Source organism: Veillonella sp. VA142, assembly GCF_003992135.1.
GTDB lineage: Bacteria > Bacillota > Negativicutes > Veillonellales > Veillonellaceae > F0422.
The window spans coordinates 111,553-135,427 of sequence record NZ_RQVN01000004.1; the positions used below are offsets into that span (position 1 = coordinate 111,553).

Here is a 23,875-nt window from a genome sequence, read left to right on the forward strand (position 1 = left end):
ACTATACCTCCCCTAAAAATACTGTTAATAACCGATTTAACTCGATTTGGTCATAGGTACCCATCAACTCCCGTGCGGAATGCATGGCCAACAGCGGTAACCCTACATCCATGGTCCGCATCACTAATTGTGCTGAAGAAATAGAGCCTACTGTGGAGCCACCTGGAATATCCGAGCGATTCACATAAATTTGATGCTTAATGCCATGGGTCTCACATAAATCTGTCACAATCGCTTGTGCCACCGCATCTCCTGCATAGGATTGAGAACTAGCAATTTTTAAAACTACACCACCATTCAAAGTAGGATAATTAGTAATATCGTTTTTCTCTCCGTAATTAGGATGATAACCATGAGCCACATCAGAAGAAATCATAAAGCCTTTTGCAATGTCCGCTTCACAGGCTTCCTCTGAAAATCCCAAGGCACGGTACACGCGGCGCACTACATTTGGTAATAACAGGGAGGCACCCCCTTGTTTTGTACGACTGCCCACCTCTTCGTTATCAAATAGGAATACCATACGAATCCCTGTAGCATTTTGTTCTTTCGCACTTATAATACCTTGCAGGCAAGCATAACAGGATGTAAGATTGTCTAACCGTGGAGCACTGATATATTCCGCATCAAAGCCTACCGTTTCCACTGTATCCGTATTATATACGGTTAACTCATAGGATAAAATATCTGCCGGTTCACAGCCAATTTCTTCAGCTAACAAGGCTTTTAATAGAGTCTTGTCATCTTCATACTCTGCACCTACACCACGCATCAAAATGAGTGGTAACATTTCTTTTTGCTTATTGAATACAGCCTTTTCATTAACCTGGCGATTCATATGGATGGCTAAGCTGGGAATCGTAGCCACTGGACGAGCAAAGTCGACATAATGTGTATCTAACTCTAGGGAGTCTTTCCCTTTTGTCACTACTACACCAGCTAAGGACAATGGCCTGTCAAACCAAGTATATTGAATTAATCCGCCATAGCTTTCTACATTAAGCTTACCATAGCCTTTGTCAGTAATCATCGGATTTGGCTTCACCCGGAATCCTGGAAAATCGGTATGGGCAGACGCAATACGCAATGTCTTTCTAGGGTTTTCTCCAATATGGAATGCCACCAAAGTAGTACCATATACATCAATCACATAATCTCCTACAGTTAAGTCCCATTCTTCATCCATGGATAAAGGTGTAAAGCCTTGTTCTTCTAGTCGTCGATAAGACTCCTCCACCGTATGATACGGTGATGTGGAGCTTTCAATATACTCAAAAAAGTCAGCATACATAGCTGTTACTTCGTTTTGTTCACACATAATTCCTCCTATGAAAAATACCATAGGTACAACGTACACTATGGTATTGTCCACGCTTACTCTGGTAAGCCTACTGATTCTAAATTTGTTGTTGTAATCGTTTCAATTTCACCAGCGTCGCACAATTCTGCCACTTTTGGATCGATTGGTAATCGACCTAGCAACAATAAATTGTATTTTTTCAACACTTCATCAATGTGACTTTCACCAAAGATTTTATAATCTTTTCCATTATCTGGGCAATGGAAGTACGCAAAGTTTTCTACCACACCAATGATAGGTACTTGCATCATATCCGCCATTTTTACCGCTTTTTCCACAATCATGGACACCAAATCTTGCGGGGATGTAACCACGATAATACCATCCAATGGTAAGGATTGGAACACTGTCATCGCTACGTCACCCGTTCCAGGAGGCATATCAACGAATAAGTAATCTACATCGCCCCATACTGTATCGGAGAAGAATTGTTTTACTACATTGCCTACTATAGGTCCTCTCCAAAGGACTGGATCCGATTCATCATCCAATAATAAGTTTACAGACATGACTTTTACGCCATTTTTAGACACAATAGGATACATCAATTTTCCGTCATCACTACGTACTTTGTCTTTCAAGCCAAACACTTTTGGAATGGATGGACCAGTAATATCTCCATCAAGAATCCCTACAGATTTGCCTTTACGGGATTGGCTCACCGCCATCAAGCTTGTCACTAAGGATTTACCAACACCGCCCTTACCGGATACAATGCCGATGACCTTTTTCACATGACTTCTATCATTTGTCTTTACTGTTACATCTACTGGTTGTTGCGTACCGCATCCGCTAGAGGATCCGCAACCGCTGCAACCACCGTTATCTCCACATGCCATAATAAACCTTCTTTCTATATGTCTGAAAGTTCTCAGAACTTTCTTTGCCATAACAATGAATGCCATTCACACCTGTGAACGCATGTATATCCTATATATTTATAGGTATATATATTATAACATAGGATACAGGAAAGTCGAGCACCTAAAAGTTAGTAAATTATAATTAACCGCTTATGGTTTATTTCCTATAATAGAAACAAGATAAATGCACTCATCCCTCCGGGGGTCTGTATGAAAAATAACCTTCTCAATTATCGCGTAATCGAGGAGGTTATTTTTTACCACTCTTCTTATGACACGCTATTAACTATATCAGCATTTATTCCCCACAATACTCACGTGTCAATTCTCCAATGATTTGCATGCCTTTACGGATATCTTCCAAAGATGGCACAGTATAGCTTAAACGGAAATGTTGTCCATAAGGAACTCCATCTGCTGCAAAGGCACCACTTTTTACAATACCTACTTTGCGAGCAATAGCCTCTTCAAAGAAGGCATCGCAATCCACATGGTCTGGTAAGGTCATCCACACAAACATACCACCAGTAGGCTCTGTTAGTTGCACTTTAGAGCTACCAGATTCACGAAATGTATCCAACATAACTCGGCATTTTTCTTGATACACCTTGCACACCTTTTGTATCTGCTCATCATAATCGATATGTTCTAGCAAATAGCTTACCACACGTTGTGTGACTAGTGGCATTTGACCATCACAATTATTCTTCATCACTTGGATAGCTTGAATCACTTCACTCGGACCATATAAGAATCCCACTCGTAACCCTGCAGAAATCGTTTTAGAATAGGACCCTGCATAGAGCACGCGATTATCCGTGTCCATTTCTTTAAATGTCGGCACTCGTTCGCCAGCGAAACGAATTTCACCATATGGATCATCTTCGTAAATGAACAAATCGTAAGCTTTCGCAATCTCATAAATGGCTTTTCTTCGTTCTAAAGGCATAGTAATACCTGTAGGGTTTTGAAAGTTAGGAATCAGATAAATATATTTACCTTTTCCAGATTTTGCGGCCTCCTCCAGGGCTTCTGGAATCATACCCTCTCCATCTGTAGGAATGCCCACCGCTTTGCCACCTACACTGCGCACTGCATTAATAGCACTAGTGAAAGTATACGCATCCATGTACACTTCATCGCCAGCATCACATACTGTACGAGGTACTAAGCCTAAGTCTTGGCCTGCACCGATAGACAATAACAACTGTTGATTTTCTGTCGGCATGTGATGAACATGTACTAAACGGTGCAATGTTTGCTCTGCTAACTTGCCATCTCCTTGCATGGGGCCATATTGTAAAATTTCTAATGGATTCGTATGTACAATATGGTCAAAGGCAGATTGAATTTCTTCTACTGGCACCACTTCACCAGCAGGATTTCCTATGCCAAAACTAATAAACCCAGAAATCCCTGCACCACGTTCAAACACATCTCGAATGAAATTAGGGCCCTTACTGATGGACCGTTCTGGCAATGCAAATGCCATAAGAATCACTCCTTTTATATCTTATATTGATTTCTATGTATTTCTGTTCATTTCTGCCATATAGCTACACGATTATATAGTAATAACTATACAGTAAAGAACTATGTACTATGTATATGATATCCTAGTAGGTATAGACTTCACACTATTTCCCCCACGGATATGATAAACAGGAGCAACAGAGTTGCTCCTGTTTTGCATGTTATAAACTATGTCTTACATCATAATTTGCACCATAACTTGGTCTATATTTGACATGCCGGCACAATATAAATTATATCAGCTAGTTAGCTACATGCGCTTGTTCTTCGATAGTTATCAAGCAATCGCCACTTTCAATACGGCTACCTTCACGGACATGGATAACACCTACTACACCAGATACTGGCGCTGTAATCGTTGTCTCCATCTTCATCGCCTCTGTCACCACAAGAGCGTCACCTTTTTTCACAGCTTGACCTACTTGTGCCACAATTTTTACAACAGAACCGGATAATGTAGCTCCTACTTCACCTGGTTTACTTGGGTCCACTTTATGACGAACCACACCGGTTGTTTTAATGTGTTTATCATGAATTTTAATCGTTCTAGGTTGACCATTCAATTCAAATAGAACATAGCGATTACCATCTTCATCAGCTTCACTCATTTGGATGTATTTAATCACCAATGTTTTACCTTGTTCAATGGTTACTTCTACACTTTCACCACGTTTCATACCAAAGAAGAAGGTTGGTGTATCCAACACACTCACATCGGAATAGTCATGTTTGAACGTAGTATAATCAGCAAATACCTTAGAGTATAAACAATGAGCAATTACATCTTCATCTGTAGTGCCTGCCCCTTTTTCTGCTAATTCTCTACGAACTAGTTCAAAATCAACTGATGGCAACATAGCACCAGGACGTCCATCCAATGGTTTTTCACCTTTCAAGACGATTTGTTGTAAACGTTCAGGGAATCCCAAGTATGGAGTACCAATATAGCCCTTAAAGAATTCTACCACCGATTGTGGGAAGTCCAATGTATCACCTTTATCGTAGATATCTTGTTCTGTCAAATTATTTTGCACCATGAACAAAGTCATATCCCCTACAACTTTAGAAGATGGTGTTACTTTGATGATATCCCCAAATAACATACTCACTTCGTGATATACACGTTTAATATCTTCCCAACGTTCTCCAAGACCAACACTTTTCGCTTGTTGCTGCAAGTTGGAATATTGTCCACCAGGCATTTCATGTTGGTATACAGTTGTATTTGGATAAGAAGAAGTATGGTCTACCCCTTTGTAGTATGGGCGAATGGATCCAAAGTAATTGGAGGCTTCTTCCATATAGTCTACATTCATAGTTGGTTGACGATCATGTCCAGTCAAACCATAGTACATGGAACTCATGCTAGGCTGGCTTGTACCATTGGCAAAAGCGGAATATGCTAAGTCGATAATATCTACCCCTGCATCTACAGCACGGCCATAGGAGTATATGGCATTGCCAGAACCTTCATGGGTATGTAAATGAATTGGTAAGTCTACCGCATCTTTTAATGCGCTTACTAAGTTATACGCCGCTTGAGGTTTTAACAACCCCGCCATGTCTTTAATAGCCAAAATATTAGCCCCTGCTGCTGCTAATTCTTTACCCATGTTGACATAATATGCCAAGTTATATTTATCACGACGAGGGTCTAGAATATCTCCTGTATAGCATAAGGCAACTTCTGCTACTTTACCTTGATTACGTACTTCATCGATGGCTACCTTCATATTATCTAAGCTATTTAAGCTGTCGAAAATACGGAATACATCGATACCATTTTTGCCAGCTAATCGGATAAATTCACGCACTACATTATCTGCATAACTTGTGTATCCTACCGCATTAGAGCCACGAAGCAACATTTGTAACAAGATGTTTGGCACTTGTTCACGGAACATACGTAACCGTTCCCATGGATCTTCATGCAAGAAACGATACGCTACATCAAAGGTTGCGCCGCCCCAACATTCTAGGGAGAATAAATTAGGCAACCCTTTAGCCACACGACCCGCTACACGGGCCATATCTGCGGTACGCAAACGAGTAGCGAACAAGGATTGATGAGCATCACGCCATGTGGTATCTGTGAACAATACTTTTGGTTGTTCTTGTACCCATTTAGAAAACTTTTCTGGTCCTAATTCATCTAATTTTTGTTTTGTCCCCGCTGCTGGTGCACCGGCTATATTAGATGGCATAATGATAGGTTCAAATGTTGGCACTTCTTCTTTGTGTCCATTGTAACCATTCACAGTTACATCAGCGATGTAGCGAAGTAATTTTGTACCTCTATCTTTATCTTTTTTCAAGTTAAACAATTCTGGATGTTCGTCGATGAAATGAACGTTGTAATCTCCAGATTGGAACACTTCATGTTCTAATACATTCACCAAGAAGTGCACATTCGTTTTTACACCACGAATACGGAACTCCCGCAAGCAACGCAACATTTTACGGATAGCTTCTTCTGTGGACAACGCCCAAGATGTAGCTTTTACTAACAAGGAATCATAATATGGGGTAATGACTGCACCGGTGAAAGCATTGCCACCATCCAAACGAATACCAAAACCACCAGAACTACGGTACGTAATCAATTTACCTGTATCTGGCATGAAATTGTTGTTTGGATCTTCTGTAGTAATACGACATTGGATGGCTACCCCTTCACAACGAATATGTTCTTGTGCAGGAATAGCTACCGCTTCACTGTGCAATGCATGACCTTCGGCAACACGAATTTGCGTATGCACAATGTCGATGCCTGTAATCATTTCAGTTACTGTATGTTCTACTTGAATACGAGGGTTTACCTCAATGAAATAGAAGTTTCCATCTCCAGTTACCAAAAATTCTACCGTACCAGCACTGACATAATTCACGTGTTTCATGATTTTCACCGCTGCTGCACAAATACGGTCACGCAAGTCATGAGACAAGGCAAAGGCTGGCGCTACTTCTACTACTTTTTGATGGCGACGTTGGATAGAGCAATCCCGTTCATGTAAATGCACAATATTACCATGTTCGTCACCGATGATTTGTACTTCAATATGTTTGGGCTCTACAATTAATTTTTCAACGTACACATCATCATCACCAAACGCCATTTTTGCTTCGGATTTCGCACGATCATAAGCATCACGAAGTTCTTCATATTTTGTCACTTCACGCATACCACGACCGCCACCGCCATTAACGGCTTTGATCATCAACGGATAGCCATATTTCGCAGCAAATGTTTCTAATTCTGCAAACTCCTTCAATGGACCATCACTGCCAGGAATCATCGGTATATCTGCTTTTTTGGCTTGAATCCGAGCATTGACTTTGTCCCCGAACATCACTAAATGTTCTACTTTAGGACCGATGAAAGTAATTCCTTCTTCTTCACAACGTTGTGCAAAATGAGCATTTTCAGATAAAAATCCATACCCTGGATGAATCGCATCTACATCATGTTCCTTCGCAATACGAATAATATCTTCAATATCCAAGTATGCATCTACTGGTTTTTTACCTTCCCCTACTAAATAGGATTCATCCGCTTGATTGCGATGTAATGAAAGTGCATCTTCGTTAGAATAAATAGCTACCGTGCGAATGCCCATTTCGTTACATGCACGAAGTACACGAATGGCGATTTCACCACGGTTTGCTACTAATAGCGAGCGTATTTGTTTCATCATAATCCCTCCTCAATTTTGCATATTCCAGTATTACTACCATTTGGAATAGACATTTGTATACCTCATTATACTCCTAAACGTTGAAATTAGCTAGATATAAACAGTGGTTATTGGTAAAGTTCCTAAAAGAATTATATGAATATAAAAAACCGATATACAACTTTTGTCTATACGATAGAGTATGTGTATATTTTTTGTAATCATTGACCATATTATCACTTTCTATGATATGATAAATTATATAATCTACATTTTGATACATATACAATTTACTCAGCTACAAGGACATCTATGCAACCTATTTTATATTTCACACTTTCATTAGATCATGCTCCATGCTCCATGAATCAAGCCATCCGAGAGCAAAAGATATCCCAAGCAATGCGCCGTCGTCTTCGTCGTGAGGGTTCGTTTCTTGTGAACGGAGTACCTGCCACTTGGGATACGTTGCTACATCCAGGTGATTCCATAAAAGTTCACCTCACTAAAACATCACACATCGACCCTACTCCTATGGATTTGGATATTCTATTCGAGGATGAGCACTTATTAGTGATTAACAAACCTGTAGGCATGCTTATGCACCCTACTTCTTCTGAAAGATATCACACACTTGCCAACGGTGTGTTGGCTTACTTTCAACAACATGATATAAATGCTAGCTTTCATCCCATCCATCGACTAGATAAGGACACATCTGGTCTCGTTATCATCGCTAAGAATGCCTTGGTTCAACATGCTTTCACCAAGCAGCATTCACGCATCCAAAAAGTATACGATGCTATAACCGATGGTATTATTCCTGTCAGTAATTTATCCATTCATTTCCCTATTGCTCGCTTAGAGGGTAGCATTATTGAACGTTGTACTCATCCACTAGGGCAACCTGCCCATACGGATATAACCGTAGTCCAACGACATCCACACCATACCCATGTGCGCTGTTACCTGCACACAGGACGGACTCACCAGATCCGAGTTCACCTTAGTGCTCTAGGGTACCCACTCGCAGGGGATGATTTATACGGAGGCTCCTTAACATGGCAAACCAAACAATGCTTGCATGCATCAGAACTACATTTTATCCATCCCATGATACAAGAGTGGATCACATTGCAAGCACCATTACCAGAGTATTTTAATAAAATTCCATAACAAAAAAACTGACACACTCCAAGAGCATGCCAGCTTTTCTCAAATCAAATTAAATTTTATTGTTGCAACCTAATACATTTTTGATTTTATGTTGTACCATAGCTTGGATAGCCTCACGGCCAGGTCCCAAGTATTTACGAGGATCAAACTCTGCAGGATTATTGGCTAATACTTCACGAATACTTGCCGTCATCGCTAAGCGCAAGTCTGTATCGATATTAATTTTGCATACTGCCATTGTAGCTGCTTTACGGAGCATCTCTTCAGGCACCCCTTGTGCACCTGGGATTGCGCCACCAAAGGAGTTACATTTTTCTACGAATGCTTGTGGTACAGAGGATGCTCCATGCAATACGATTGGGAAATTCGGCAACAATTCGCCTACTCGTTGTAAACGGCCGAAATCTAAATATGGAGTACCTTTAAATTTATACGCCCCATGGCTTGTACCGATGGCAATGGCTAAAGAATCTACCCCAGTTAAGCGAACAAACTCAGCCGCTTCTTCTGGATCGGTAAATAACGCATCTTTTTCGCTAACGTTGACATCGTCTTCCACACCTGCTAAACGGCCTAATTCACCTTCTACTACAACACCGTGTTTGTGAGCATATTCCACTACACGCGCAGTTAACTCTACATTTTTTTCAAAAGGATGTTTAGACCCATCAATCATAACAGACGTAAAACCACTGTCGATACAGTCTTTACAAATTTCAAAATCATCACCGTGGTCCAAATGCAAAGCGATAGGAAGATCTGTATCGATTAAGGCAGCTTCCACCAATTTTGTTAAATACACAGGCTTAGCATATTTACGAGCCCCTGCAGATACTTGCAAGATCAATGGAGCTTGCTCTACCTTTGCCGCATCCACAATACCTTGGATAATTTCCATATCGTTTACATTGAACGCACCAATGGCATAGCCTCCAACATAGGCTTTCTCAAACATCTCTTTCGTAGATACTAATGGCATAATGGGCCTCCTTGTAATATATAATTAAATACATTATTAATGACTATATATTGTTATTATACCGTATCTACTAGAGCGATTCAAGAAAAATCTATATTCTCAAAGGCTGTCAATATGATTGAGAACATGCCTATTCTATGGTACAATTAAAAGTGAGTCTTTCATAGATTCAATCGAATCTTTCAGTATAGGAGATATCATGGTTAATCGATTTTTACAGGGTACGCTCATCTTGACGATTGCGGGATTTGTGGTGAAAGCTATTGGTAGCTTGAACTGGATTTTCTTATCCCGTGTTCTCAGCGGTGAGGGTATCGGTATCTACCAAATGGCATTTCCAGCGTATTTATTGGCGCTGCAGCTATCCAGCGCAGGAATTCCTATTGCCATTTCTATTATGACTGCGGAAAAATTAGCAAAACAGGATTTATTGGGAGCCAAGAAAGTATTTTCTATTTCTTTCAAAATGCTATTTGTTCTCGGTCTATTGTTCAGTATTGCCGTCTATGGCTCTGCCCAATGGCTTATTGACATTAATTTCATTACAGACCCTAGGGCATACTATTCATTAATCGCTCTATCACCTGCGGTATTCTTTGTCACCCTCATTTCTTGCTATCGAGGCTACTTACAAGGTTGGCAAATGATGACCCCTACGGCTATCAGCCAAATTGTAGAACAGTTACTACGTGTTGTAGTGATGTTGGGGGCGGCGTATATCTTGCTGCCTTATGGATTAGATGTGGCTGCTGGTGGTGCTAGCTTGGGGGCAGGTATCGGTGCGGTCGGTGCCTTAGTGGTACTCATGTACTATTACTATCGCCTACCAAAACAATTAGACGAACCGATGATAACTACAGAACCACCTGAAAGTTCTAAGTCCATCATTCGTCGTTTAATCAATTTATCTATCCCTATCGCCTTGGCTAGTATGATGTTACCTATTGTAGCCATGTTAGATGTAGCGATTATTCCACGGCGATTAATCGATATCGGGTATCCGCTCCATGAAGCTACAGAGCTATACGGATATTTATCAGGTATGGCGGTGCCTCTTATCAACTTAGCCACCATCATTACGGCAGCCATTGCCACAAGCATTGTGCCAGCCGTTTCCAACGCTGTATCCATTAAGGATATCAAACAAGTATACTATCGTACAGCAGGTTCTATGCGGTTAACCTTCGTAGCAACGATTCCTTTCACGGTGATGCTATACGTTTTGGCAGAACCAGTGGTATCCACTATTTATAATGCACCACGTGCAGCAGAAGCCACGCAAATCTTAGCGTGGGCCATCTTCTTTTTGGGGCTTCACCAAGTGACCACTGGCATCCTACAAGGGCTCGGTAAACCACGCATTCCCGTTATCAACATGGGCATCGCAGCCATTGTGAAAGTCATCTTAAACTGGGAATTAACGGCTATCCCTGCATTAGGTATTGGTGGTGCTGCTTATGCCACTGTCGCCGACATTGGTTTTGCTGCCCTATTGAATCTTATCTGGATTCATCGCCATACAGGCTACTTTATCGACCTTATCTTATTGGGTAAAAACATCGTCTCCGCCTCCATCATGGGTGTGGCTATGTATTATTTCTATCCACTCTTACAAGGAAGTATCCCAACATTCTTTAATATCATGATTACCGCTATCATAGGTGCACTTATCTATGTAGCTATCATGATCGTTCTGAAAGGACTCAACAAAAATGATGGAGCCCGATTACCTGTAGTTGGTCGCTTCTTTAGATAACTAAGAATGACAAATTTCAAGTTATTTAGATAATTAAATATCCCTACTTCTGGACCATTCTTTAGATGGTCTATACGAATATACTTAAATACCTTTGAAAGATAACTTTCAAGGGTATTTTTTATAGACAGGTTGCTATCTGCTAGCGCCATCCACCTACAACATATACTACCAAATACCTAATCACTCCACCTAAAAAACTAGTTACAAAAAAGAACAGCCCCAAAGGACTGTTCTTCTACGCACAACCTATTATATAGGTCATTATCTATTTGTCTTACGCGTTTTTAGCGATTTCTACTAATTTCGCGAATGCAGCTGCATCATGTACTGCCAAGTCAGCCAACATTTTACGGTTAATTTCCACACCAGCTTTTGTTAAACCAGCGATGAAACGGCTGTAGGATAAACCATTGATACGGCTTGCTGCATTGATACGAGCGATCCATAATTTACGGAACTCACGTTTTTTAGCACGACGGTCACGACGAGCATAATATAATGCTTTCATTACGGATTCGTTCGCTTTTTTGAATAAGCGAGAACGTGTACCACGGTAACCTTTAGCTAATTTTAAGATTTTTTTATGACGTGCATGCGCTGTTACGCCTGTTTTTACTCTTGCCATTATTGTATTCCTCCAATATCGTTATATGTTACTAAAATATTTGAATCTTATGCGTATGGTAAGCATTTAACTACGCGTTTGTAGTCAGATTTGCTAACCAATGTAGCTTTACGAAGATTACGTTTACGTGCTGGAGATTTTTTCTCTAAGATATGGCTTTTGAAAGCTTTTGCACGTTTGAATTCACCACTACCTGTTACTTGGAAACGTTTAGCCGCTGCGCGACGAGTTTTAATCTTTGGCATTATTCTTCCTCCTAATTACCTTTTTTAGCTAAAATCATTGTCATGTTTCGGCCTTCTAGTTTCGCTTCTTTTTCAACAACCGCTTGGTCAGTTAATTCACCAGCAAAACGAGTCAGCACATTAAGCCCCAATTCTGGGTGGCTCAATTCACGACCGCGGAACATGATCGTTACCTTAACTTTATTACCATCACCTAAGAATTTAGCTGCATTTTTAAGTTTTACATAAAAATCATGATCTTCGATGTGAGGACGAAGCTTCACTTCTTTCAACGTGAAAGTTTTTTGCTTCTTCTTTGCTTCTTTTTCGCGTTTTTGTTGCTCATAACGGTATTTACCATAGTTCATAATACGACAAACTGGTGGTTTACCATTAGGGGCTACTTCTACTAGATCTAAATGTTGTTCTTCTGCCATAGCTAAGGCATCACGAACAGACATAATACCTAACTGATCATTATCTGCACTTACGACACGAACTTCGCGAGCACGGATTTCTTCATTAATACGCGGTGTATCTTTGCTAATACTAGTCACCTCCAAAGGGATAAAAAAATCGGATGGCACAAGGCCATCCGAGCATAGTTTGTAACTATCTGTACCCAATATTTCATGACATTAGGTGAGAAGCGGATGGCTTCTACTTGTTAATACTCAATTAGTATACGCTATTAAGCCATATTTGTCAAGGACTCTCCCCTTTAACTTTATATATTATTACTTTACAGCAATATACTTTGTATGAATTACTAATATGTCATAAAGTAAAAGCACTAGTATACAACTCTGATAAAAAGGCCCTCCCAAAGGAGAGCCTTTTCATATTACTTTTGCTATTGATTAGCCTTGTTGTAATTCGTCTTCAAAACCTTTTTGTAAACGAACATAAGATTGACGGCGTTCTTTAGCTAATTGTTTGTTGATTTCTAACAATTCTTTGCTCATTGCAGGAACTGCTTTACCCAAAGATGTATAACGAACTTCTTTTCCTAAGAAGGAGTCGAATAATTCGTAATCAGGTTCTTTGGAATCAAGGCTGAATGGGTTTTTGCCTTGTGCTTTTAATGCTGGGTTGTAACGGTATAAATCCCAGTAACCAGATGCAACAGCTTGTTTAGTTTCAGCTTGTGCATTACCCATACCGCCTTTGATACCATGGTTGATACATGGAGCATAAGCAATGATTAGGGATGGACCTGGATATGCTTCAGCTTCTGCCAATGCTTTCATCAATTGGTTCATGTCAGCACCCATACCAACTTGAGCCACATAGATATTGCCATATGTCATAGCGATCATGCCAAGGTCTTTTTTGTTTGTACGTTTACCTTGCGCAGCGAATTGAGCAACCGCACCTACGCGAGTAGATTTAGATGCTTGACCGCCAGTGTTGGAGTATACTTCTGTATCGAATACGAATACGTTAACGTCTTCGCCAGAAGCCAATACATGGTCAAGGCCACCGAAACCAATATCGTATGCCCAACCGTCACCACCGAAGATCCATTGGGAACGTTTTACAAGGTATTGTTTTTTAGCCAATACTTCTTTTACAGCTTCTGTTTGTTCTACTTTGGAAAGAGCATCGATCACTGCTTTAGCACGGTCACGAGTACCTTCGCCTTGAAGACGTTTTTCTAACCATAAGTCAAGAACTTGTTTAGTTGTTTCATCAGCTGTTTCAGCAATGGAAGCTACAGTGTCAGCTAATTGTGCACGGATTTTTTCAGTACCGATGAACATACCATAACCGAACTCAGCATTGTCCTCGAATAAGGAGTTAGCCCATGCAGGACCTTGGCCTTGTTGGTTTTTAGTGTATGGAGATGCTGGCATAGATGCACCCCAAATAGAGGAACAACCTGTCGCATTGGCAATCATCATACGGTCACCGAATAATTGAGTAATCAATTTAGCATATGGAGTTTCACCACAACCTGCGCAAGCGCCAGAGAACTCAAGCAATGGAGTTTTGAATTGGGAACCTTTTACAGTTTCTTGTTTCATTGGGTGAGATTTAGTTGGTAATGCTACACCATAATCCCAAGCTGGAGCAAATTCTAATTCGCCATCGATAGGACGCATTTCGATTGCTTTTCCTTTAGGAGCTGGACAGATATTCACGCAGTTACCGCAACCTAAGCAGTCTAATGGAGATACTGCAATACGGAATTGCAATTCACCTTTAGTCATCATTTCTGGAATTGTTTCAAAGTTTTCAGGTCCTGCTGCTGCTTCTTCTGCTGTCGCTAATACAGGACGAATAGTTGCATGTGGACAAACGAAGGAACATTGGTTACATTGGATACAGTTTTCTTTGATCCAGTGTGGAACGAATAAGGCAGCACCACGTTTTTCGAATGCAGCTGTACCAGAAGGTAATGTACCATCTTCATAGCCTGTGAAAGCGGATACTGGTAAGTCATAACCAGCTTGCGCATTAACAGGTTTTGCAATGTTAGCTACATAGCTTGGGCAAGTTGTGCAAGAAGATTTCTCGAAAGTATCTTCGGAGTCTTTTGCATCTTTCCATGCTGCTGGAACTTCTACTTTTACAAGAGCTCCTACACCTTGATCAACAGCTTCGTTATTCATTGCAACAACGTCTGCACCTTTTTTACCATATGTTTTTTCAATGGAGTCTTTTAAGTATTCCACTGCTTTATCGATAGGAATGATTGTGTCTTCAGTCAATTTGAAGAACGCAGCTTGAGTAACCATATTGATACGGCCGCCCAAACCAATTTCAGCTGCAATTTTCGCTGCATTGATGATGTAGAAGTTCAATTCTTTTTCAGCAATTGTACGGCGAAGTTTTGCAGGTAATTTTTCTGCTAATTCTTCTGGACCCCAAGTACAGTTCAATAAGAATGTACCGCCATGTTTGATACCACGAAGAAGATCGTATTCGTGAACATAAGATTGACGATGACAAGCAATAAATTCTGGTTCAGTTACCAAGTATGGTTTGTTAATTGGGTTTTTACCAAAACGTAAGTGAGACATTGTCACACCACCAGATTTTTTGGAGTCATAGTCGAAGTATGCTTGTGCATACATATCTGTATGGTCACCGATGATTTTGATAGCCGATTTGTTAGCACCTACAGTTCCGTCAGAACCGAAGCCCCAGAATTTACATCCAGTCAAACCTTCAGTTTTTACAGATACACCTTCAGCACGGTTCAAGGACAAGTTAGTTACATCGTCATTGATGCCTAATGTGAAGAAACGTTTGCCCTCTTCTGCTAACATGTTATCAAATACTGCTACAAGATCAGCTGGGATTACGTCTTTAGAAGAAAGACCATAACGACCGCCGAATACTTTAGCATTGATATTGTGTTGAACAAGTGCTGCTTGAACGTCTAAGAATAAAGGTTCAGCCAATGCACCTGGTTCTTTTGTACGGTCTAACACCGCTACGCGTTCTACAGTTTTTGGAAGAGCCGCTGCAAAACGTTCTGTGGAGAACGGACGGAATAAATGTATTTGTACGAAACCAACTTTGCGGCCTTGTGCACGTAAGTAATCTACAGTTTCAGTAGCTACTTGTGCGGAGGAACCCATTGTTACAATTACGTCAGTTGCATCTTCTGCACCATAGTAGTTAAACAATTGGTAGTTACGACCAGTGATTTTATTGATTTCATGCATGTAATGTTCTACTACATTTGGAACTTCTAAGTAGAATGGGTTAGAAGCTTCACGATGTTGGAAGTAGATATCAGGGTTTTCAGCAGTACCACGAGTTACAGGGGCATCCGGATTCAACGCACGTTGACGGAATGCTTCTAAAGCCTCTTGGTCTACTAAAGGTTTTAATTCATCATATTCTAATACTTCGATTTTTTGGATTTCGTGAGAAGTACGGAAACCGTCAAAGAAGTTGATGAAAGGAACGCGAGTTTTTAACGCTGTTAAATGCGCAACTGGAGCAAGATCCATAACTTCTTGTACAGAAGATTCTGCTAACATAGCACAACCAGCAGCACGAGCTGCCATAACGTCTTGATGGTCACCAAAGATAGACAATGCTTGCGCTGCGATAGCACGAGCTGCTACATGGAATACACCTGGAAGTAACTCACCAGACACTTTGTACAAGTTAGGTAACATCAATAATAGACCTTGAGAAGATGTGAAAGTAGTTGTCAATGCACCAGCTTGTAAAGAACCGTGAACTGCTGCTGCAGCGCCGGCTTCGGATTGCATTTCAACAACCTGTACAGTATGACCGAACAAGTTTTTACGGCCTTGTCCTGCCCATTCATCCACATGTTCTGGCATTGGAGAAGATGGAGTGATTGGATAAATCGCTGCCACTTCGGAAAAACCATACGCTACGTGAGCCGCAGCTTGGTTGCCGTCCATAGTTTTCATTTTACGCATGTTAAAATAGCCTCCTTACAGCAAATAAAAATTAACACTTGTAGTTACATACAAAACAGGGGGATGTATACAGATTCTTATCCAAGCACTCGCTAGACGAATCTTCCCCTCAGAGTATCAAAATGTTTTGAAATATGAATCATTTATTTCTAAAAAGATTGCATATGTTGCAAAAATGTAATAATATATTAGTTATATAGTACCTCTTTGCAAATTTGTGAAGTAGCAACTCTACTTCGCAACAAATTGATATAGCCTTATGGTTTCATTATACATTGAGAACGAGAACTTCGCAATACCATATAGACTATGTACATTGCTAATTATGCGATTATCAATTTACATTTTTTCATATAATATTGCTTAATTAGCATACTAAAAAAGAGGGCTTTTGTTATTACCATATGTAAGAGGTGCGTTATGGACTTTCATCACTTAAAATACTTCGTAGAAGTAGCGGATCAAAAAAGTTTCAGCAAGGCCGCAAGAAATCTTCACATTTCACAATCTGCTATCAGCCGTACCATAAAAGCTCTAGAAGATGAGCTAGGTGTTGTATTATTCATTCGTAATGCAAAATCCGTTGAAATGACTGACGGTGGCACCATCTTTTTAACCCATGCAAAACGGGTTGTCTTTATGTTTGAACATTTAAAAATCGATTTCGAAAATGAATTCCGCTTAGAGCAAGGTTCTGTACTCATTGGTTTACCTCCTGTAACAGACGCTCCTATCTTTGCGCAATTACTAGGTGAGTTCAAACAAACTTACCCTCAAATCGATTTGGAATTATATGAACACGGTTCTAAGAAAATAGAAATCTCAGTCCAAGAAGGTCTCATCGATGTGGGTATCATCTGTACTAAACCGAACGCCAAAGAATTTGATTCCTTCTATTTAACAAGTGATCCTTTAAGCGTTATCTTGCCAAAAGATAATCCATTAGCAGAAGAAGAATCTATCTCTCTTGATCAATTAGCAGACCAATCTTTCGTATTACATAAAGATGATTTTAATTTACACGATGAAATTGTAAAATCTTGTAAATCTGTGGGCTTCCAACCGCACATAGTATTTGAAACAAGCCAACGTGATTTGATGTTGCAAACCGTTGCCGCTCACTTAGCAATTGCTTTATTGCCTAGCCGCTTATGCCCTACGGAAGATGAAAATACAAAAGTTGGATCCAGCGTTGTAGTACGCCCTTTAGTGAACCCTGAAATTATGCATACCTTACATGTGATCTGGAAAAAAGGACATTATCTATCTCACGCATCCCGCTTATGGTTAGACTTCGTGATGGCACGCTTGCCGTTGATTCCTGGCGACACCCATGATGAAACAGCTGAGTAATCTACTTCTAAAAGTAGGCACTCTCCTACGTAAGCCCCTATTTTGGATTATCCTCTATGTACTAAGCACAACCTATTGGATGGTGTCACAACAACTAGAAATTGACACCCTGAAAGAACGCATCGATATGGAGCACACCATGGAACATAGCGATACCTTTCACTATCGCTTAACCAACCTAGAAAGCATCAGTAACTCTCACGGAGAACGCCTAAAAGAACTAGAACGAGACAGCTGGCAGCTCAAACGCTTTGCCAACCAACACCAGTTCCGCATCATGCAGCTAGAGTGGGAACACCCCAACATAGAGGCTCCAGAACCAAGCAAAGCAACACCGGTGAAAACACCATTCAAAGCAAACCCAACCAACGTCCCAGACGTTAAAAAATAAAATAAAGGACTGTACCAAGTGCATTAGCATTATGTACAGTCCTTTTTATATTCCATTTGCGATATCATAAATCTGTTTGCGACGCCTACCTAAGCACTTACTACATTTGAAAAGGAGGGATAGGCGAGGTATAAAGAATTTGCGGTAGCATCTTTCCGTGCGACGCCTATCTTAACACTGACTGTATACGAAAAGGGGGATATATGGGAGTAAAAAAGAATTTGCAACAGCATATTCCCCTATGACGCCTACCTAAGCACTTACTACATTTGAAAAGGAGGGATATGTGAGATATAAAAACAATTTGCGGCAGCATGTTTTTATATCTCACATATCCCTCCTACCCATTTCGAGTATAAGTGCTTAGTGTATAAGGAGCATCCATTCGAGGAACGTACACAGTACATAAGCAATAATAAACTTCACTTTCTGTTTCCGATCCCGATCTTCATCAGCCACTTTCAACCGATGTGCCAAGAATCGTTTATCCCGTATTTGCATTAACATTTCCACGATGTGCTCTTGTCGTTTCACAACGTTTTTATCATTCTCTAGGGCCTGCTTTTGCATCGCAATACGTCGCTGTAATCGTCGCATCTGTATCTTAATGTTATTGCTCACAAAGACAGATTGCCATTTTTTCCTCGTTTCAAAATACATATAAATATACCGAGGAATATTCATAACGATAAAACTAAACAGTAAAATACTTAAGGAAATAAAGAAATATGTGGAAAAGGAAAAATCCTGTAACTCTTCATGAGGTAAGTAATGGTTCAAGATAATAAAACTCACCCAAACTCCTATAGGCATTAATAAGGCAGCCGCCATATCGATGGATCGAACCCAGTTCGTTTTTACAGGCATTTCAGGCGCAGAATATGTTTCTAGTTTCTGATGAAATGCATAGTACTCCACTTGCAATACTGATTGCCCCGATTTGATCCCTGTTAGCAAAACAGGTCCTACACTTTCTTTTGAGCGTTGCGGCCAAGGAATGAACTGTCGTATCGTACTATTCGGCGACAAATCAAATCGAATAATGCCTTTTTTTTCTAATCGCATAGATGATGTATCATCATCGATACTGAAAGGATTAAAAAACATTCCTAATACATGTAAGCTCCAATTCCCAAAAAGATGGGTAATGATATTTAAGAATAAACCTCCCATATCTACGTTAGCTACATCCACTTTAATTTGAATAGTTGATGTATAATCATCAAACCAAATATCATCAACATCAAACTCCACATTGATGACATTCCCCAGTTTGGTGATGACATTCATAAATACCTTATTATTTGGTTCAAATTCGAAGATTATAGAATGAAAGAACCAATGATTACGCACTACCGATCGCATCTTGCGGTTGACTGCTTCTTCCTCAATGGATAGCATACGATGATCATACAATGTATTTCCATCTTCTAATGACTCAGGTAAACGTGGGCCTTCTATATGTGTTTGTGTAGTTACAGCATTAGCTAACTTCAATAGCTTAGTAACTAATTGTCCCATATATATCTCCTATCTAGTAGGTTATCTCAATCTAAGTGATACACTTTTATAATCATCACAATTATATCATAGTCCCCCCATAAATGAAAGAATAGCCCTATATAGCATATTCACTATAGGTAAGGCTATTCATATCTTATAGATATTCTGCGTATTAAATTCGTTCCATGCTTAACCGATGGTATTCATAAAATCGGCCCTGTAAAGCTAATAAGTTTTCATAGGTTCCACTTTCCACAATACGTCCTCGTTCCAAGAACAAGATACGATCCATCTCATGAAGCTGTTCAATATGGTGTGTAATGTATAACACAGTTTTTCCTTGGAACAAGGTGCTCAACTGGTCTTGTACTAAGTGTCGAGTCACTTGGTCTAATCCTTCTAATGGTTCATCCAAGAGCAAAATCTCTGCATCACGTAAATACAACCGTGCCATTCCCAAACGTTGTCGTTGTCCTCCGCTAAGACCCATTCCCCCTTGCCCAACTATAGTCCGCAAGCCTTTCGGTAAGCTTCGTACCCAGTCCGCCAGTTGTACTGCTTCTAAAGCTTGCCATACATCTTCATCGGTAGCGCTCGGCTTGGCCAATCGGACGTTATCACCAATGGTAGCATGGAATACATAGATATCTTGGGTAGCGAATGCCATATGTGATTGTAATTGCTCCTCTGAAAGAGTCCTTGTATCAACTCCATCAATAGAGATAGTACCACTGTAATCATACCATCGTTGCAATAGAGCAAATAAGGTGCTTTTCCCAGATCCACTAGGTCCCACAATAGCCACTTTCTCACCTTTTTGAATGGACAAGTCTAACCCATCATAGATAGGTAGGACATCGTAGGCAAAAGATACCGATTGTACACAAACCATCGGGGATTTTCTCTCCGCCATTGTACAGTTTACAATATCATCCAATTTCCTTGCTAAATTTTTTGACTGTTGTAAGGTAGTACTGATTCCTTCACTATCATACAAGTATTCATGCTCAATATTTACTTTTGCCTTCATCACACTTGTAGTATTTGTACTATGCCCTGATGGTCCCTCCAACTGTTCTAATCGTTCCATGGCTAAAGCACTTTCATAGCCATGTAAGGATGCCTCTGTCATAGGTTGCAACACTTCAAAGTATGACTGCAATCCGATAGCAATAACAGCTACCCACAGTGGTCCAAAGGAGCTTCCATCGATTGCCCATACCCCAACCACTACTCCCACTAGTAACGCTGATTGGGCTAACCCTAAAATGATTGTCTGATTCCAACGAACACCACGATTCCATAATCCTTGCCAACCATCAAACGCATTAAAAGATACTTTCATAGACTGTACAAATCGCATTTCTTGATGACTCATAATAATATCTACTACACCATGAATCGATTCGATTAATTCTTCTTTCATGCGTCCTCTCGTATGTAGTCGCATAGGTGGGACTCGTCGCAATGCATAGGTAATACCCATCGGTAGCACCACGCCTACAATAATACTATACAGTGCAATCACGATGGCTACTATAGGGTGCAATTGATATCCAATAATACAGCCTAGTACTGCAACACCGAGGAATGACAAGCTAGGCACTAACGTACGCAAATAAAAAAACTGTAACGTTTCAATATCTGCCATAATCCGCCCTAGCAAGTCACCCATTTTCATAGATTGAAAGATAGCTGGAACTAGTGGTTCTAGCCGCCTAAAGAAAGCAATACGCAATTCGTATAAACCCTGGAACGCCATAGAATGCGACACATATCGCTCCCCATAGCGGCAGATAGCACGGCTAATCCCAAAAAATCGAACTCCTACGATAGCCAAGCTAAGTACCACTAATACAGGATGCTCCGAGGCTTTCGTTATGAGCCATGTAGATGTAGTCAGTAATCCAATATTCATGAGCACCGTGGCCATGGCAAAAATGACGCTTCCCACTAACAAAACTCTATGCTGAGATAGTACATTCCATAACGATATCAACCCACGGCGTATATCCGGTTCTTTTACAGATTCCCTCACTTCATGTTGCCATTCATCATCGTTTACTATGCTTGGTTCCATCGCAGTTCGAGTCATAGTGTCGTAGTCCATCTTGTATGTCTCCACGATTTTCTCTTGTACCATCGATTCAGCGTTTATTCTAGTATCTTCCTTAGCATGTAATACATCTAATTGGTATAGATTGGTTGGACCGGATTGAGTCTTCCTATCTTGAAGTTCAGCATTAGTGCTGCACACTGTTTCTGGAGCTCGATTCAACCGTTCTACACCCTCATTCTCCACAGCAAGCTTTCGTATCACAGGATTACTATAGGTATTTACTAAGGATGCAAAATATCCATTTTGTGTCACTAAATCCGTATAACTACCAGATTCCACTAATCGTCCTTCTCGCATCACAAATAAGACATCTACATACTTCATGGTTTGTACACGATGTCCCACATAAAGAACGATTTTATCTTTCCCGTAATCACGCAATACTTGCATGATTAGATTTTCTGTTTCTACATCTAAATGGGCCGTCACTTCATCAAGGATAAGGATTTGTGCTGGTCGTAATAAGGTTCGTCCTAACGCTAATCGTTGGCGTTGTCCGCCGGACAATCCGTAGCCACCTTCTCCAATCATTGTATCTAACCCCAATGGTAAGGTAGACACAAAATTAGCTAATTGCACTTCATCTAGTACTTTCCATAACGCTTCATCCGTTACCTCTAACCCAAATTGTAAATTCTCCCGTAAAGTACCACTCATGATATACGGTGTTTGACTGAGATAGGCGATTTGTTTGTGATACCACTGACTGTCTAAGGTTTGTAAATTATAACCATCCACTGTAACCTGTCCCTTAGTAGGCGTCAATAATTGCATAAGCACATTAGATATAGTCGTCTTACCGGCTCCACTTTCACCAACTAGCATATGGGATCGCCCACGTTCCAATACACCTGTGAAAGTCTCTAGTCCCATATGGTCTGTTTCATATTGGTATGCCACATCAAGGAGCTCAATCGTTTGAATCGGCTTTTCTAGTGTTTCTCGACCTGTACGAACTACTTCGATACCAGATATTAGATACTCTTGTACCGCTGTCAAACTCACCTTACCAGACAAACCCGTATGGAAAGCAGATCCTAGTTGTCGTAAAGGTGCATAGAAATCCGGTGCCAGTAACAAGATAAAGAAAGCTGGCAAAAACTCTACTTCACCATAGACTAAAGACACCCCTAAATAAACAGCAATCATAGCCGTACTAATAGTACCAATTAATTCCAACACTAAGGCAGATAAAAAGGCTATCCGCAACACTTTTAGTGTGGCATCACGGAACTCTCCAGATAATCGACCGATGACATGAACTTGTTCTTTAGATCTACCAAATACTTTCAACGTCGTTAATCCTTGTAGTACATCAAGAAAATGTCCCCCTAAGAATTGCATGTGATCCCATTGTTGTTTGTTTAATTTGTCTGCTTTTTGACCGATAAGAATCATAAAGAAAGGAATTAAAGGATAGGTAATTAATAAAATCCATCCAATCCAAGATACAGAATCAATTATAGCCACAGATATCATGAGAGGAATCAATACAGCATAGAGAGCTTGTGGAATGTATTGGCTCATATAGGCATCTACATGGTCTAATCCATCTGTCAAAATATGTGCGACAGATCCAGTGCTCTCGGATTGGCGAACACCTTGGGCTAACATATGATGCAAGACTCGATTCCGTAGATCCTCATGAACAGCACTGGCAACATGATCTCGTAACCACTGTTCTCCATAGGAACATACCATACGCATACTAATCATAGCTCCCAATATAGCCATCATACCATAGGATACATGCTCACCTTGTACTACCAATCCATCTATGATATACGCAAAGGCATACGCCTGACCTAGCGTTGCTACGGTACCAAGTAAGGTCAGCAACAACATACCTCCATAAGAACGAGGATGCAATTTTACTAATTGCCAGGCAAAGGAATGAAACATAA

Annotated in this window: 15 protein-coding genes and 1 other annotated feature; of the genes, 4 read left to right on the forward strand and 11 right to left on the reverse strand. The window is 40.4% G+C overall.

Annotated features, from left to right (window positions below; translation table 11 throughout):
* Window position 1: 1 nt before the first annotated feature.
* From EO117_RS03050 to EO117_RS03065, 4 genes are all read right to left on the reverse strand, one after another.
* Entirely contained in the window at window positions 2-1,318 is a 1,317-nt protein-coding gene (locus EO117_RS03050) for a M18 family aminopeptidase (RefSeq protein WP_126939038.1), read from the reverse strand.
* A 56-nt stretch (window positions 1,319-1,374) separates the two neighbouring features.
* Window positions 1,375-2,199: an Mrp/NBP35 family ATP-binding protein gene (locus EO117_RS03055; protein ID WP_126939039.1), complete on the reverse strand. Its 825-nt coding sequence runs from the start codon at window positions 2,197-2,199 to the stop codon at window positions 1,375-1,377.
* 322 nt (window positions 2,200-2,521) lie between these two features.
* A complete protein-coding gene (locus EO117_RS03060; protein ID WP_126939040.1) occupies window positions 2,522-3,715 on the reverse strand; it encodes a PLP-dependent aminotransferase family protein in 1,194 nt (397 codons plus the stop codon).
* Between the two features lie 283 nt (window positions 3,716-3,998).
* Window positions 3,999-7,448, reverse strand: coding sequence for a pyruvate carboxylase (locus EO117_RS03065; protein ID WP_126939064.1), 3,450 nt, complete (start codon window positions 7,446-7,448; stop codon window positions 3,999-4,001).
* Between the two features lie 294 nt (window positions 7,449-7,742).
* Here EO117_RS03065 and EO117_RS03070 point away from each other — a divergent pair, with 294 nt between their 5' ends.
* A complete protein-coding gene (locus EO117_RS03070; RefSeq protein ID WP_126939041.1) occupies window positions 7,743-8,606 on the forward strand; it encodes an RluA family pseudouridine synthase in 864 nt (287 codons plus the stop codon).
* Window positions 8,607-8,655: 49 nt separating this feature from the next.
* On the opposite strand, the gene fba is transcribed toward EO117_RS03070, so the two are convergent.
* Window positions 8,656-9,585, reverse strand: coding sequence for a class II fructose-1,6-bisphosphate aldolase (fba, locus tag EO117_RS03075; RefSeq protein WP_126939042.1), 930 nt, complete (start codon window positions 9,583-9,585; stop codon window positions 8,656-8,658).
* A gap of 199 nt (window positions 9,586-9,784) precedes the next feature.
* Here fba and EO117_RS03080 point away from each other — a divergent pair, with 199 nt between their 5' ends.
* Window positions 9,785-11,341, forward strand: coding sequence for a polysaccharide biosynthesis protein (locus EO117_RS03080; RefSeq protein WP_126939043.1), 1,557 nt, complete (start codon window positions 9,785-9,787; stop codon window positions 11,339-11,341).
* A 277-nt stretch (window positions 11,342-11,618) separates the two neighbouring features.
* Here the strand turns inward: EO117_RS03080 and rplT are convergent, their stop codons facing one another.
* The 4 genes from rplT to nifJ all read right to left on the reverse strand — a co-directional run bounded on the left by rplT (window position 11,619) and on the right by nifJ (window position 16,605).
* Window positions 11,619-11,969: a 50S ribosomal protein L20 gene (gene rplT, locus EO117_RS03085; protein WP_126939044.1), complete on the reverse strand. Its 351-nt coding sequence runs from the start codon at window positions 11,967-11,969 to the stop codon at window positions 11,619-11,621.
* Window positions 11,970-12,016: 47 nt separating this feature from the next.
* Window positions 12,017-12,214, reverse strand: a complete 198-nt coding sequence (rpmI, locus tag EO117_RS03090) for a 50S ribosomal protein L35 (protein ID WP_009354135.1) — start codon at window positions 12,212-12,214, stop codon at window positions 12,017-12,019.
* A gap of 11 nt (window positions 12,215-12,225) precedes the next feature.
* Entirely contained in the window at window positions 12,226-12,750 is a 525-nt protein-coding gene (gene infC / locus EO117_RS03095) for a translation initiation factor IF-3 (protein ID WP_009354125.1), read from the reverse strand.
* 5 nt (window positions 12,751-12,755) lie between these two features.
* Window positions 12,756-12,865 (reverse strand) — a sequence feature (ribosomal protein L20 leader region).
* Window positions 12,866-13,053: 188 nt separating this feature from the next.
* On the reverse strand, window positions 13,054-16,605 hold the full coding sequence (gene nifJ / locus EO117_RS03100) for a pyruvate:ferredoxin (flavodoxin) oxidoreductase (RefSeq protein WP_126939045.1): 3,552 nt from the start codon (window positions 16,603-16,605) through the stop codon (window positions 13,054-13,056).
* A gap of 420 nt (window positions 16,606-17,025) precedes the next feature.
* On the opposite strand from nifJ, the gene EO117_RS03105 reads away from it, so the two are divergent.
* Window positions 17,026-17,958 carry a LysR family transcriptional regulator gene (locus tag EO117_RS03105; protein WP_126939046.1) on the forward strand — a complete coding sequence of 311 codons (933 nt, stop codon included), beginning with the start codon at window positions 17,026-17,028 and terminating at the stop codon, window positions 17,956-17,958.
* Window positions 17,942-18,349: a hypothetical protein gene (locus EO117_RS03110; RefSeq protein WP_164727476.1), complete on the forward strand. Its 408-nt coding sequence runs from the start codon at window positions 17,942-17,944 to the stop codon at window positions 18,347-18,349. The genes EO117_RS03105 and EO117_RS03110 overlap by 17 nt, the downstream gene beginning before the upstream one ends.
* A gap of 363 nt (window positions 18,350-18,712) precedes the next feature.
* On the opposite strand, the gene EO117_RS03115 is transcribed toward EO117_RS03110, so the two are convergent.
* On the reverse strand, window positions 18,713-19,870 hold the full coding sequence (locus tag EO117_RS03115; RefSeq protein WP_126939048.1) for a hypothetical protein: 1,158 nt from the start codon (window positions 19,868-19,870) through the stop codon (window positions 18,713-18,715).
* Between the two features lie 154 nt (window positions 19,871-20,024).
* Window positions 20,025-23,873, reverse strand: coding sequence for a thiol reductant ABC exporter subunit CydD (gene cydD, locus EO117_RS03120; RefSeq protein ID WP_164727477.1), 3,849 nt, complete (start codon window positions 23,871-23,873; stop codon window positions 20,025-20,027).
* Window positions 23,874-23,875: the final 2 nt, after the last annotated feature.

What these genes read in the sequence shown, in the direction of transcription:
- EO117_RS03050 (WP_126939038.1), bottom strand. Translation starts at nt 1,318, where the DNA reads ATGTGTGAACAAAACGAAGTAACAGCTATGTATGCTGACTTTTTTGAG.
- EO117_RS03055 (WP_126939039.1), bottom strand. Translation starts at nt 2,199, where the DNA reads ATGGCATGTGGAGATAACGGTGGTTGCAGCGGTTGCGGATCCTCTAGC.
- EO117_RS03060 (WP_126939040.1), bottom strand. Translation starts at nt 3,715, where the DNA reads ATGGCATTTGCATTGCCAGAACGGTCCATCAGTAAGGGCCCTAATTTC.
- EO117_RS03065 (WP_126939064.1), bottom strand. Translation starts at nt 7,448, where the DNA reads ATGAAACAAATACGCTCGCTATTAGTAGCAAACCGTGGTGAAATCGCC.
- EO117_RS03070 (WP_126939041.1), top strand. Translation starts at nt 7,743, where the DNA reads ATGCAACCTATTTTATATTTCACACTTTCATTAGATCATGCTCCATGC.
- fba (WP_126939042.1), bottom strand. Translation starts at nt 9,585, where the DNA reads ATGCCATTAGTATCTACGAAAGAGATGTTTGAGAAAGCCTATGTTGGA.
- EO117_RS03080 (WP_126939043.1), top strand. Translation starts at nt 9,785, where the DNA reads ATGGTTAATCGATTTTTACAGGGTACGCTCATCTTGACGATTGCGGGA.
- rplT (WP_126939044.1), bottom strand. Translation starts at nt 11,969, where the DNA reads ATGGCAAGAGTAAAAACAGGCGTAACAGCGCATGCACGTCATAAAAAA.
- rpmI (WP_009354135.1), bottom strand. Translation starts at nt 12,214, where the DNA reads ATGCCAAAGATTAAAACTCGTCGCGCAGCGGCTAAACGTTTCCAAGTA.
- nifJ (WP_126939045.1), bottom strand. Translation starts at nt 16,605, where the DNA reads ATGCGTAAAATGAAAACTATGGACGGCAACCAAGCTGCGGCTCACGTA.
- EO117_RS03105 (WP_126939046.1), top strand. Translation starts at nt 17,026, where the DNA reads ATGGACTTTCATCACTTAAAATACTTCGTAGAAGTAGCGGATCAAAAA.
- EO117_RS03110 (WP_164727476.1), top strand. Translation starts at nt 17,942, where the DNA reads ATGAAACAGCTGAGTAATCTACTTCTAAAAGTAGGCACTCTCCTACGT.
- EO117_RS03115 (WP_126939048.1), bottom strand. Translation starts at nt 19,870, where the DNA reads ATGGGACAATTAGTTACTAAGCTATTGAAGTTAGCTAATGCTGTAACT.
- cydD (WP_164727477.1), bottom strand. Translation starts at nt 23,873, where the DNA reads ATGTTTCATTCCTTTGCCTGGCAATTAGTAAAATTGCATCCTCGTTCT.